This window comes from Streptomyces sp. MBT53 (assembly GCF_016654115.1).
Lineage (GTDB): Bacteria > Actinomycetota > Actinomycetes > Streptomycetales > Streptomycetaceae > Streptomyces.
Genome location: NZ_JAEQAZ010000226.1, coordinates 1 through 12,320, shown reverse-complemented (window position 1 = coordinate 12,320; position 12,320 = coordinate 1). Strand labels below are relative to the sequence as shown.

11 protein-coding genes are annotated in these 12,320 nt (G+C 70.2%); 5 read left to right on the top strand and 6 right to left on the bottom strand.

Translation table 11 applies throughout. The features are described from left to right. The 4 genes from dnaG to JHN45_RS44660 form a co-directional block, all read right to left on the bottom strand. Nucleotides 1–1,411 (bottom strand): DNA primase (dnaG, locus tag JHN45_RS44675; protein ID WP_200717413.1); only part of this gene is annotated, 1,411 nt, incomplete at its 3' end. A gap of 47 nt (nucleotides 1,412–1,458) precedes the next feature. Next, nucleotides 1,459–2,724, bottom strand: a complete 1,266-nt coding sequence (locus JHN45_RS44670; protein WP_200717412.1) for an NAD(P)/FAD-dependent oxidoreductase — start codon at nucleotides 2,722–2,724, stop codon at nucleotides 1,459–1,461. Nucleotides 2,725–2,817: 93 nt separating this feature from the next. Then, nucleotides 2,818–4,152: a deoxyguanosinetriphosphate triphosphohydrolase gene (locus JHN45_RS44665; RefSeq protein ID WP_200717411.1), complete on the bottom strand. Its 1,335-nt coding sequence runs from the start codon at nucleotides 4,150–4,152 to the stop codon at nucleotides 2,818–2,820. A 147-nt stretch (nucleotides 4,153–4,299) separates the two neighbouring features. Beyond that, nucleotides 4,300–5,166: a sirohydrochlorin chelatase gene (locus JHN45_RS44660; RefSeq protein WP_201055111.1), complete on the bottom strand. Its 867-nt coding sequence runs from the start codon at nucleotides 5,164–5,166 to the stop codon at nucleotides 4,300–4,302. A gap of 231 nt (nucleotides 5,167–5,397) precedes the next feature. On the opposite strand from JHN45_RS44660, the gene JHN45_RS44655 reads away from it, so the two are divergent. Continuing rightward, nucleotides 5,398–6,087, top strand: coding sequence for a vancomycin high temperature exclusion protein (locus tag JHN45_RS44655; protein ID WP_201055109.1), 690 nt, complete (start codon nucleotides 5,398–5,400; stop codon nucleotides 6,085–6,087). Nucleotides 6,088–6,105: 18 nt separating this feature from the next. On the opposite strand, the gene JHN45_RS44650 is transcribed toward JHN45_RS44655, so the two are convergent. Continuing rightward, entirely contained in the window at nucleotides 6,106–6,522 is a 417-nt protein-coding gene (locus JHN45_RS44650) for a gamma-glutamylcyclotransferase family protein (protein WP_307783372.1), read from the bottom strand. Nucleotides 6,523–6,644: 122 nt separating this feature from the next. On the opposite strand from JHN45_RS44650, the gene JHN45_RS44645 reads away from it, so the two are divergent. The 3 genes from JHN45_RS44645 (at nucleotide 6,645) to JHN45_RS44635 (ending at nucleotide 9,839) form a co-directional block, all read left to right on the top strand. Next, the gene (locus JHN45_RS44645; RefSeq protein WP_201055102.1) at nucleotides 6,645–8,288 is read left to right on the top strand and encodes a M4 family metallopeptidase; all 1,644 of its coding nucleotides are present in this window, start codon (nucleotides 6,645–6,647) and stop codon (nucleotides 8,286–8,288) included. 91 nt (nucleotides 8,289–8,379) lie between these two features. Next, on the top strand, nucleotides 8,380–8,856 hold the full coding sequence (locus tag JHN45_RS44640; protein ID WP_201055101.1) for a carboxymuconolactone decarboxylase family protein: 477 nt from the start codon (nucleotides 8,380–8,382) through the stop codon (nucleotides 8,854–8,856). A 47-nt stretch (nucleotides 8,857–8,903) separates the two neighbouring features. After that, the gene (locus JHN45_RS44635; RefSeq protein ID WP_200715475.1) at nucleotides 8,904–9,839 is read left to right on the top strand and encodes an RNA polymerase sigma-70 factor; all 936 of its coding nucleotides are present in this window, start codon (nucleotides 8,904–8,906) and stop codon (nucleotides 9,837–9,839) included. 77 nt (nucleotides 9,840–9,916) lie between these two features. Here JHN45_RS44635 and JHN45_RS44630 read toward each other — a convergent pair whose 3' ends face one another. Further along, nucleotides 9,917–11,413: an MFS transporter gene (locus JHN45_RS44630; RefSeq protein WP_201055099.1), complete on the bottom strand. Its 1,497-nt coding sequence runs from the start codon at nucleotides 11,411–11,413 to the stop codon at nucleotides 9,917–9,919. A gap of 135 nt (nucleotides 11,414–11,548) precedes the next feature. On the opposite strand from JHN45_RS44630, the gene JHN45_RS44625 reads away from it, so the two are divergent. Further along, nucleotides 11,549–12,304, top strand: a complete 756-nt coding sequence (locus tag JHN45_RS44625; RefSeq protein WP_200715473.1) for a TetR/AcrR family transcriptional regulator — start codon at nucleotides 11,549–11,551, stop codon at nucleotides 12,302–12,304. Nucleotides 12,305–12,320: the final 16 nt, after the last annotated feature.

Here is a 12,320-nt window from a genome sequence, read left to right as displayed (position 1 = left end):
CGGTGGGGGTGCGGGGGGCGGTGTCGTACCGCTGCCGGTCGCCGCCCCCTGTCGGTGCCGGGCCCTTGCCGCCTCGGTCGCGGGCCCAACGGGCCAGCTGGGCAACCCTCTTGACCACGAACTGGGTGTCGAGGATGCCGAGCATGCCGGCGAGCTGGACGGCGACCTCGTGCTGGGCGCCGCTGTTCTTGATGCGGGCGACGATCGGGGCGGCCTCGTCCAGGGCGGAGGCTCGGCCGGCGGGGGTGTCGAGGTCATAGCGGACGACGATCTGGCGGAGCGCGAACTCGAAGAGCGGGGTGCGGGGTTGGACCAGGTCGGCGACCGCCTCGTCGCCCTTGGCGAGGCGGAGTTCGCAGGGGTCCATGTTGTCGGGGGCGATCGCGATGTAGGTCTCGGCGGCGAACTTCTGGTCGTCCTCGAAGGCGCGCAGGGCCGCCTTCTGGCCGGCCGCGTCGCCGTCGAAGGTGAAGATCACGCGCGCCGAGCCGTTGTCCATCAGCAGCCTGCGGAGGATCTTGATGTGGTCGCCGCCGAAGGCCGTGCCGCAGGTCGCGATGGCGGTGGTGACTCCGGCGAGGTGGCAGGCCATGACGTCGGTGTAGCCCTCGACGACGACCGCGCGGGAGGACTTGGCGATGTCCTTCTTGGCGAGGTCGATGCCATAGAGGACCTGGGACTTCTTGTAGATCGCGGTGTCGGGCGTGTTGAGGTACTTCGGGCCGTTGTCCGACTCGTAGAGCTTGCGGGCGCCGAAGCCGACGACCTCGCCGCCGATGTCGCGGATGGGCCACATCAGACGGCCGCGGAAGCGGTCGATGGGGCCGCGGCGGCCCTCCTGGGCGAGGCCGGAGAGGAGGATCTCCTTGTCGCTGAAGCCCTTGCCGCGGAGGAACTTGGTGAGGTGGTCCCAGCCCTGGGGGCTGTAGCCGACGGAGAAGTGCTCGGCGGCGGACTGGTCGAAGCCGCGCTCGGCGAGGAACTTGCGGCCGGTGTCCGCCTCGGGGCTGACGGCGAGCTGCTCCACGTAGAAGTCGGCGGCCACCTTGTGGGCCTCGACCAGGCGGATGCGCTCGCCGCGCTGGTGGGCGGGGTTGTACCCGCCCTCCTCGTACCGCAGCGTGATGCCGGCCTGGGCGGCCAGGCGCTCGACCGACTCCGAGAAGGTGAGGTGGTCGACCTTCATCACGAACGTGATGGTGTCGCCGCCCTCCTGGCAGCCGAAGCAGTGGAAGAGACCCTTGCTCGGGCTGACCTGGAAGGACGGCGACTTCTCGTCGTGGAACGGGCAGAGACCCTTGAGGTTGCCGCCGCCCGCGTTCCGCAGCTGGAGGTACTCGGACACCACGGCGTCGATCGGGACCGCGTCCCGAACCGCCTTCACGTCCTCGTCGTTGATCCGTCCAGCCACGCGTGAATTCTACGGGGCCGGACTGACACCAGTGACGACGAGGACGTCTAGGACCCCAGGCTGTCCAGCGGAACGTGTGGGTCCGCGAGGGCCTCGGTGTTCACCTGTGCCCGGGAGCGGATGAGCTGCTGGATGGGCTCTGTGACGTCCCACACATTCACATTCATCCCGGCCAGCACGCGTCCCTCCTTCAGCCAGAAGGCGATGAACTCCCGCTTGCCCGCGTCTCCCCGGATCACCACTTCGTCGTAGGAGCCCGGGGGCGCCCAGCCGGAGTACTCCATACCCAAGTCGTACTGGTCGGAGAAGAAATAGGGCACGCGGTCGTAGGTGACGTCCTTGCCGAGCATCGCGCGGGCCGCCGCCGGGCCGCCGTTGAGGGCGTTCGCCCAGTGCTCCACGCGCAGCCTGGTGTCGAACAGGGCGTGGTGGAAGGCGGCCACGTCACCGGCCGCGTAGATGTCGGGGTCGGAGGTGCGCAGCCGTTCGTCGACCGCGATGCCGCCGCCGTGCGCGCGGTCGGCCAGCTCCAGGCCCGCCGCCTCGGCGAGCGCGGTGCGCGGGGCCGCGCCGATGGCCGCGAGGACGTCGTGCGCGGGGTGCTCCTCGCCGTCGTCGGTGCGGGCCGCGAGGACCATGCCGTCCTGGCCGACGATCTCGGTGAGTTTGGCGCCGAAGTGGAAGCGGACGCCGTGCTCGGCGTGCAGATCGGCGAAGAGCTGGCCGAGTTCGGGGCCGAGGACTCCGTGCAACGGCGTCTGCGACGGTTCTACGACGGTGACCTCGGCGCCGTACTCACGGGCCGCCGCCGCGACCTCCAGGCCGATCCAGCCGCCGCCGGCGATCACCAGATGGCCGTTGTCCCGGCCCAGGGAGGCGAGGACGCCCTTGAGGCGCTCGGCGTGCGAGAGGCGGCGCAGATGGTGGACGCCCGCGAGGTCCGTGCCCGGGATGTCGAGGCGGCGGGGCTCGGAGCCGGTGGCGATGAGCAACTTGTCGTAGTGGACAAGGGTGCCGTCGTCTCCGAAGCGGACCGTCTTCGCCGTACGGTCGATGGCGTCGACGGTCTGGCCGAGATGCAGCTCGATGTCGTTGCGCGCGTACCAGGCGGGTTCGTGGACGAAGACGCTGTCGCGCTCCTCTTTACCGAGGAGGTAGCCCTTGGACAGTGGCGGACGCTCGTACGGGTGGTCGCGTTCGTCGCAGATCAGTATCACGCGGCCGGTGAAGCCCTCCGCTCGGAGCGCCTCGGCCGCCTTGGCGCCGGCCAGGCCTCCTCCGACGATGACGAATGTCTGATCCGCGTCGACCACTTGATGCCTCCTCGTAAGGGTGCCGCCATATGCGAGCGTCCCGCACGCAGGGTGATGCGGGAAGGGGGTGTGGCCCGATCAGGCCACGGAGGGTCACATTCGGGCTTGTTTCGCGTCACTGTGCCCCAGGGATGTGAGATGCGCGTGAAGAGACCGCGCCGACGCGTCGGTCAGTGACGCGATCTGATCGACGATCACCCGCTTGCGGGCGCGGTCGTCGGGCGCCTCGTCGAACTGGGCGCGGAACTGCGGCTCCAGGCCGTCGGGGGCGCGCGTGGTGAGCACTTCGGCGAGTTCGGCGACCACGATGCGCTCGTCCGCGCGGATGCGCTCCTGCTCCGCGCGCTGCATCACGTACCGGTCGGCGACCGCCTTGAGGACCGCGCACTCCAGCCGTGCCTCGTGCGGTACGACGAGTTCGGCGTCGTAGCGGGTGAGGCGGCCGGTGCCGTACCTCGCGCGCGTGGCGGCCTCGGCGGCCAGGCAGAAGCGGCCGATGAGCTGGCTGGTGGCGTCCTTGAGGCGGGCCTGCGCGACCGCCGAGCCGTCGTAGCCGTGCGGCCACCACGGCTCGTTCTGGAGCCGGTCCAGCGCTTCGGCGAGTTCTTCGGGGGCCGTGTCCGCGGGGACGTAGCGGCCGACGGCCACCTTGAAGATCTCCTGGCGTTCCGGTTCCGCGTGCAGGCAGTTGGGGTCGATGTGGCCCGCGTGCAGGCCGTCCTCGACGTCGTGCACGGAGTACGCCACGTCGTCCGACCAGTCCATGACCTGGGCCTCGAAGCAGGTGCGGGTGCCGGGGGCACCCTTGCGGACCCAGTCGAAGACGGGTCTGTCGTCCTCGTAGACGCCGAACTTGGGGGACGTGGGGGTGGTGGGGTGCGCTCCTCGCGGCCAGGGGTACTTGGTGGCGGCGTCGAGGGTGGCCCGGGTGAGGTTGAGGCCCACGCTCACCAACTCGCCGGTCGTATCGCTCTTTACGAAGCGTTTCGGCTCGATGCGGGTGAGGAGTCTCAGGGACTGGGCGTTGCCCTCGAAGCCGCCGCAGTCGTCGGCGAAGTCGTTCAGTGCCTGTTCGCCGTTGTGACCGAAGGGGGGATGGCCCATGTCGTGGGAGAGGCAGGCCGCCTCGACGAGGTCGGGGTCGCAGCCGAGGGCCGCGCCCAGCTCTCGGCCCACCTGGGCGCATTCCAGGGAGTGGGTGAGGCGGGTGCGGGGGCTGGCGTCCCAGGCCTGGCTTCGGGTTCCCGGTGTGACCACCTGGGTTTTGCCGGCGAGCCGGCGTAGGGCGGCGGAGTGCAGTACGCGGGCGCGGTCGCGTTGGAAAGCGGTGCGGCCCGGGCGCTTGTCGGGCTCTGTCGCCCAGCGGTCGACTGATGTCGGGTCGTAGGGATTCGGTGCTGTTGTGCGCGTACCTGCGGTGCCTTCCATGCTTCGACAGTAAGCGGCGGTAGTGACAATTCGGGAGTTGCGGGGCGCCTATGCGTCTGCCGGGTGCGGATTCGTTTGCGAGTGCGGGTGCGTTGTGGCTGGGCGCGCAGTTCCCCGCGCCCCTAAAAGAGACAGCTCCCGTAAGTGTTAAGCCGACGCCAGTTCCGGGGCCGTAACCTCCGTCGTCGCCAGCGCCTGGTCGTAGCGGTGGAGGACCAAGCGGGCCATCGCGGGGTGGGCTCCCAGGGGTGCTGATGCGATCCATGGAGCCTGCTCCGCGCACTGTGTCGCGAAGCGGCCGGGGGCTGTGAAGCAGGACGCCACCGCCACCCTGTGGCGGCCCCTCGCGGCGAGGGCGCGGATCGCCGCCGCGACCGTGGGCGTCGCCGCCGACGCGTACGCGGGGATCACGGGGACTCCCAGGCGGTCGGCGAGGAGTTGGGCCGTGTGGTTGGTGTCCAGCTTGGAGTCGGGGTCGCGGGAGCCTGCCGCGGCCAGGACCACCGCGCTGCCCCGGCGGGACTGCTCATCGCCCCTCGTACGCCAACCCGCCTCCACCAGGCGGTCGTAGAGGGTCTCCACGAGGAGGGGGTGCGGGCCGAGAGGGGGTGCCACGCGCGCGCGTGCCTGTGTTTCCGCCGCCATCTCCGGGATGTCGCGCTTGACGTGGTAGCCGCGGGCCAGGAGGAGGGGGACGAGGACGGCGTCCGTGGGGCCGAGTGCGGTGAGGGTGTCCGTCAGGCGGGGCTCGTTGAGTTCGATGTGGCCCAGGTGGACGGAGAGGCCGGGGCGCAGTTCGCCGACGCGTTCCACGAGGGCTCGTACGGTGCTCAGCGCGCGCGGGTCGCGGCTCCCGTGGGCGACCAGGACGAGCGGGGGCGGGCCGGGCCGGCGGTCGCCGTTCAGGGAGACGCGGCTGAGCTGGCTGGCGAGCTGACTGCTGATCCGGTTCATGAGATGCGCCGTACTGTCGAGGGTCGTGGACTCGTCGTGGGGATGACGCGACGCCGTCATGGAGAGATGGTGGCGGCAGGACGTTGCCGTGCCGTTGCACCGGAATGACGGGGGTTTTCCGGGGGTTCACGGTGGGGTGCGGGGGGTGTGTGAGGCGAGGTGACCTGCGGATTCGGGGTTCACAGTGAAGCCGGTCACACTGCCGGCGGCGAACCGGAGCGCCTTACAGCGCGTCTGTGACTGTCGAAACCGAACGGTGAGGGGCCCCCGTTGATACGTCTGAAGCGTCTGGTGCGTCGCCTGAGACTTCGCCGACCTCGGCTGCCACGCACGCGTGCCGGGTGGCGGCACCTCGTGCAGGGGGTGGCCCTCGGGTGTGTCCTCGCGCTGCTTCCGGCGACCTGGCTGTGGCTGGCGACGGCGGACCGGCTGCGGACCTTGCAGGACGCGCCGCGCACCGATGTGGCCGTGGTCTTCGGGGCCGGGCTGTGGGACGGCGAGCCGTCGCCGTATCTCGCGCACCGGCTGGACGCGGCGGCCACGCTGTACCGGGAGGGCCGGGTGAAGGTCGTCCTGGTGACCGGTGACAACAGCCGCAAGGACTACGACGAGCCGGACGCGATGCGTGTCTACCTGGCGAAGCACGGGGTGCCCCGCGCGCGCGTGGTGACCGACTACGCCGGTTTCGACACCTGGGACTCCTGTGTCCGCGCCAAGAAGATCTTCGGCGTCGACAAGGCCGTGCTCATCAGCCAGAACTTCCACATCCGGCGGGCGGTCGCGCTGTGCGAGGCGGCGGGCGTCGACTCGTACGGCGTCGGGGTCGACGAGGCGCACAACGCGACCTGGTACTACGGCGGTACCCGCGAGGTGTTCGCGGCGGCCAAGGCGGCGCTGGACGTGGCGGTCCATCCCGATCCGCAGTTCCTCGGGCCGAAGGAGAAGGGGGTCGCGCGGGCGCTGGCCTCCGGCGGCAACTGAGGATCGTTCAACAATCCTTCAGTGGCGGTGGCGCCAGTCGCCGCCCTCGATCAGCTTGCCGTGGGTGCGCAGGGCGGCGGTGACGGCGGGGGCCGCGAGGTACACCCAGGCACGTACGGCCGTGCCGTCGGCGGCGCGGGTCACCGGGCGTTCGACGCGCTCGTAGAGGTTGCGCGGGTCGCCGGGGGCGTAGTCCTCGAGTCGGTCGAGGGCGAGGAGGAGTCGGGGGTAGGACTCGGGGCGCGCGGTGACGAGTTCACCGACGACCGCCGAGCCGGGTTCCTCGACGGCGTACGGGTAGCCAGGGCCTTCGTAGAGGACGGCGCCGTGCAGGTGTCCCGACTCCTCCGACTCCGTGTGGCCGCGCAGGAAGAGGTCGTGGTTGGGCTCGCCGGGGCGGAGGGTGCCGTAGACGAAGAACGGGAGAGATGTCACTCGGCCTCCTGGAACCCGGAAGTCTTTGCACGCGCTATGGACATGACATGTCATGACCCTTTAAATCTCATTCAACATCAACGCAGCCCCCACGCCCCCCACTTGCGTTTTTGAGGAGACCGATGAGTCGGACACGGCACGTTCATGGTTCCCGTCTCGCCACGGCCGGTATCGCGGCCGGCGCCGCGGCCCTGCTGGCCGCCACCCTCTCCCCCACCGCCCAGGCCGCCGACCGGCCGACCCGGTCCGCCGCGATCGCGAACGCCGCGTCCGCGCTGCTGGCCCATGCCACGAGTCTGGGGCTGACCGCCTCGGAGGGCACGTCGGTGCGGGACGTGATCGTCGACCCGGACGGCACCCAGCACGTCCGCTACGACCGGACGTACCGTCAACTCCCGGTGCTCGGCGGTGACTTCGTGGTCCATCTGGCTCCGAACGGGAGTTATCGGAGCGCCGACCGTGCGACCCGTGCCTCCATATCCCTGGCGACCGTCACGCCGAAGGTGGCCGCGCCGAAGGCGGCGGACCTGGCCGTCAACGCGCTGCGGGCCGCGCATCCCGGCGAGGCGCTCAAGGGCGTGACCGCCAAGCCCCGGCTGATAGTCGACGCCCTCCACGGCACCCCGAGGCTCGCCTGGCGGACCGACGTCGTCGCCAAGGACTCGCTCGGCAACCCGGTCGCCCGCACGGTGCTGACCGACGCCCGCACCGGCGCCCGGATCGACGCCTGGGACAGCGTGGAGACGGCGACCGGCGACGGGCAGTCGCTGTACAGCGGGACGGTGCCGCTGGAGACGACGCTGTCGGGGTCGACGTACCAGCTCAAGGACGCCTCGCGCGGTGGGACCTACACCGGTGACGCGGCGAACAAGACGGATCTGTGCATCTTCGGCATCTGCATCAGCCGGGCGCCGTCCACCGTGTTCACCGACACCGACAACCACTGGGGCACGGGTGCGACGTCGGACCGTTCGTCGGCGGCGGTGGACGCGCAGTACGGCACGAACGAGACCTGGGACTACTACAAGAACGTCCACAGCCGGAACGGCATCGCCGGCGACGGCAAGGGCTCGTACAACCGGGTCCACTACGGCAACAGCTACAACAACGCCTTCTGGGACGACAGTTGCTTCTGCATGACGTACGGCGACGGTGACGGGACGCAGCTCGGTCCGCTGGTGGCGCTGGATGTCGCCGGGCACGAGATGACGCACGGGGTGACGTCGAAGACGGCGGCGCTGACGTACTCGGGCGAGTCCGGCGGGCTCAACGAGGCGACCTCCGACATCATGGGCACGCTGGTGGAGTGGTACGCCAACAACGCGTCCGACCAGGGGGATTACCTCATCGGCGAGAAGATCGTGCGGTCCGGCTTCGGGCGGCCGGCGCTGCGGTTCATGGACAAGCCGTCCAAGGACGGGAACTCCGCGGACTGCTGGAGTTCGACGGTCGGGAATCTGGACGTCCACTACTCGTCGGGCGTCGCGAACCACTTCGCGTATCTCCTCGCGGAGGGCAGCGGTGCGAAGACGGTCAACGGGGTCGACTACAACTCCCCCACCTGCAACGGCTCTTCGGTCGGCGGGATCGGCCGGGACAAGCTGGGAGCGATCTGGTACCGGGCGCTGACGGTCTACATGACGTCCTCGACGAACTACGCCGGGGCCCGCACGGCGACGCTGAACGCGGCCAAGGACCTCTACGGGGTGGGGAGTTCGGAGTACAACGCGGTGGCCGCCGCCTGGAGCGCGGTCAACGTGGGGTGAGACCCGGGTCACATGCGTCCATGTCACAGGGGAACGGGCCGTCTCGTCTCGTGGGTGTAGCCACTGACGACGACGGCCCACGGAGGGCACCATGGACGCACGACTGAACTTCTTCGCCAGCCCGACCGCCGGCAAGGCCGCCAAGCAGTTCATGGCGGTCGGCAGGTCGCTCAAGCAGTCCGAACTGCCCGTCCTGACACAGGAGTTGGTGGCGCTGCGGGTCAGCCAGATCAACGGCTGCGCCGTCTGCATCGACATGCACACCAAGGAGGCCGCCGAGGCCGGCGAGACCTCGGTGCGGCTGAACCTGGTCGCGGCGTGGCGCGAGGCCACGGTCTTCACCGAGGCCGAACGGGCCGCGCTGGCACTGGCGGAGGAGGGGACCCGGGTCGCGGACGCGGCCGGCGGGGTGAGCGACGAGGTGTGGGCGCACGCGGCCAAGCACTACGACGACGAGCAGCTCACCTCGCTGGTCATCCTGGTCTCCTTCATGAACTCGGTGAACCGGCTGAACATCATCACCCGACAGCCGTGCGCGGGCGACTACAAGCCCGGCATCCTCGGCTGAACCCACCCGCGCCCCACCCGCACCGGCCAGGACAAGGAGATCCCCGCGTGAGCGAGACCGACCGGAAGGCCCAGGAGTTCGAGGAACTGCGACCGCTGCTGTTCTCGATCGCCTATCGGATCCTGGGCAGTGTGGGCGAGGCCGAGGACGCGGTGCAGGAGACCTGGCTGCGCTACGACGGCTCGACGACCCGGCCCACCTCGACCAAGTCGTTCCTGTCGGCCACGGTCACGCGGATCTCCATCGACGTACTGCGTTCGGCGCGGGTGCGGCGGGAGGAGTACGTCGGGCCCTGGTTCCCGGAGCCGCTGCTGAGCGACCCGTACCAGGATCCGGCGCGGTCGGTGGAGCTCGCCGACTCGGTGTCGATGGCGGCGCTCCTGCTGCTGGAGCAACTCAGCCCGCTGGAACGGGCGGTGTTCGTGCTGCGGGAGGTGTTCGCCTTCGGCTTCGACGAGATCGCCACGACGGTGGGGCGTTCGGAGTCGGCGTGCCGGCAACTGCTGGTGCGGGCACGGCGGCACATGGCGGACAAGCGGCCCCGGTTCGCCGCGGACCGGCAGGAGCGGCAGGAGCTGGCCACCCGGTTCTTCGACGCGCTGAAGGACGGTGACGTGGGCGGGCTGCGTGAACTGCTCGCCGCCGACGTGCAGTTCGTCGGGGACGGCGGCGGAAAGGCTCCGCAGCTGGCCAAGGCCGTCATGGGCGCGGAGAACGTGGCCCGGGTGCTCGGTACGGTCTTCCCCTGGCTGATCCGGATCGATGTGTCGTTCGAGCCGCACGAGGTCAACGGCCAGCCCGGCGCGGTCTTCCGGGACCGCGACGGCAAGGTGCTGCACGCCCTGGCCCTCGATGTGCTCGACGGCCAGATCCAGACCATCCGCGCGGTGATCAACCCCGACAAGCTCACCCACCTCGGCCCGGTCGCCGACGCCTGGGCCGTGGACCGCGAGTTGAGGCACGCCAGGCGGCGGAGGGACTGACGGATCGACAGAAAGGCGTGACGACAAGGCCGTTGCCCGCATCGGGCAACGGCCTTGTGGTGTGGGCGAGTTGTGGTTCAGGCGGCCAACTCCCGCTCACTTGCCGCTTCTTGCCTTTCCGGCACCGAGTCCCGCATCACCACCGCCGCCAGCACCGCCGCCGCGACCACGCCGACCGCGCTGACGGTGAAGGTCGTCGACATGGAGTGGGCGAACGCCTCCCGGGCCGTGCGGACCAGCCCCGCGTCCCCGTGCGCCGCGGCCAGCGCCCCGCCGATCGAGTGCCCGGCCTCCTCTGACGTACCGGAGGGCATCCGGTCGGCGAAGCCACTCGACAGGAGGGAGCCGAGGATCGCGATGCCCAGGGCCGTACCGGCCTGCTGGATGGTGTCGTTGAGGGCCGAGCCGACGCCCGCCTTGTCCTCGGGGATCGTGCCCATCAGCGCGCCCACCGCCGCCGGCATCGCGAGGCCCGCGCCCAGGCCGAGCAGTCCGAGCGCCACCGCCGGGACGGTGAAGCCGGTGTCGGCGGTGACCGTGGTGAGCAGGGCGAAGGACGAGGCCATCACCAGCATGCCCGCCAGGATCAGGTACCGGTGGCCGTACTTGGCGGTGAACCTGGCACCCGCCGTGTTGCCGGCGAGCGCGGTGACGGCCAGCGGGACGAAGGCCAGGCCCGCCTTGACCGGCGAATAGCCGAGCACGAACTGCAGATACTGCGTGAGCACCAGCAGCAGACCGCCGTTGCCTATCTGGACCAGCGTCAGCGAGAGCGAACCACCGCTGAAATTACGGTGCTTGAAGAGGACGAGGGGGACCATCGGGGTCGGCGTGACGTTCTCCCAGACGATGAATCCGGCGAGTGCGACGACGGCCACGACCAGGGTGCCGAGCCCGCGGCCCGCGAACGCGCCGTGCTGCGGGATCTCGATGATCCACCAGATCAGCGCCGTCATGCCGACCGCCGACAGCACCGCGCCCAGCGGATCCGGCTTCTGCCACGGGCCCTTCGACTCGGGCATCAGCGTCACCCCGGCCACGAGGGCGAGGGCCACGACCGGCACGTTGAGGAAGAAGATGGAGTGCCACGAGAAGTGGTCGATCAGTACGCCGCCGAGCACCGGGCTGCCGACCAGCGCGAGCATCGACACCGAGCCCCAGGCGGCCATCGCCTTGCCGCGTTCCTCCGCGTCGAAGACCGTGATGAGGATCGAGAGCGTCGACGGCATGATCAGCGCGCCGCCCACGCCCATCGCCACCCGTACGGCGATCACCTCGCCGGGGTTCGTGCAGAACGTGGCCGCCAGTGAGGCCGCCCCGAAGAGCACGAGTCCGATGAGCATCACCTTCCGGCGGCCGAAGCGGTCGCCGAGGCTTCCGGAGGTCAGCAGGAGACCGGCGAACACCAGGATGTAGGAGTCGAGGATCCACTGGGTGTCCTGGGCGCTCGCCCCGAGGCTCTCGGTCATCGACGGCACCGCCACGGTCAGCGCCATGCTGTCGACCACCAGGACCAGCGAGCTGAGGCACAGCACGACGAGGATCCACCAGCGCCGGGGGTTTCGGGTTTCCATGGGGCTTCCCTTCATGCGTACACCGTTCCTTCGATGCGAACACTGTACGCACAGCGGAACAGTGTGCGCAATCCCTGAACTCTGTACGCTGGTTGCGAACGACGTACGCACGGCCCCCACGAAGGAGCCCTCCAGATGGCCGCCAGGACGAAGCCGACGACGAAGAGCACGCCGGAGCCGAACCCCATCCCCTCCGTGTGGGCCCGTGAGCGCCGCGCTCCCGATCAGCCCGCGCTCAGCCGGGACGCGATCGTCCGCGAGGCGATCGCGATGCTGGACACCGACGGCATCGAGGCGCTGAGCATGCGCAAGCTCGGCGCCCGCCTGGGCGCCGGCGCGACCTCCCTCTACCGGCATGTCGCGACCAAGGACGAGCTGATGGAACTCGCGGTGGACGAGGTCGCCGCCGAGATCCACGTCCCGGCCGCGGACACCGCCGACTGGCGCGCCGCCGCCACCGAGGCCGCCGGCTCCTTCCGTACGACCGCGCTACGGCACCCCTGGCTGTCCTCGGTCCTCGGTCAGGCCGGGCTCGCCTATCTCGGTCCCAACCTGATGTCCTTCTCGGAGCGGCTGGCCGCGCTGTTCACGACCGCCGGGTTCCCCGAGCCGAGCGGCGCGATCGACGCCGTCCTGTCGTACACGATCGGCATGAGCACCACGGAGGCCGCGTGGCTGACGACGGTCGCCCGGTCCGGGGAGAGCGAGGCCGAGTTCATCGCACGGCTGATGCCGGCCGCGCGACAGGCCGCGGCCGGGCACGCCCATCTCGCCGGTTCCTACGCCGAGTCGGCCGCCACGCCCACCGACCCGGTGGCCCTGCGCGACAGCAAGTTCGCCTACGGCCTCGATGTCGTCCTCGACGGACTGGCGCTGCGGCTGGCCCGCTAGGGCCTGTGTGACGTCG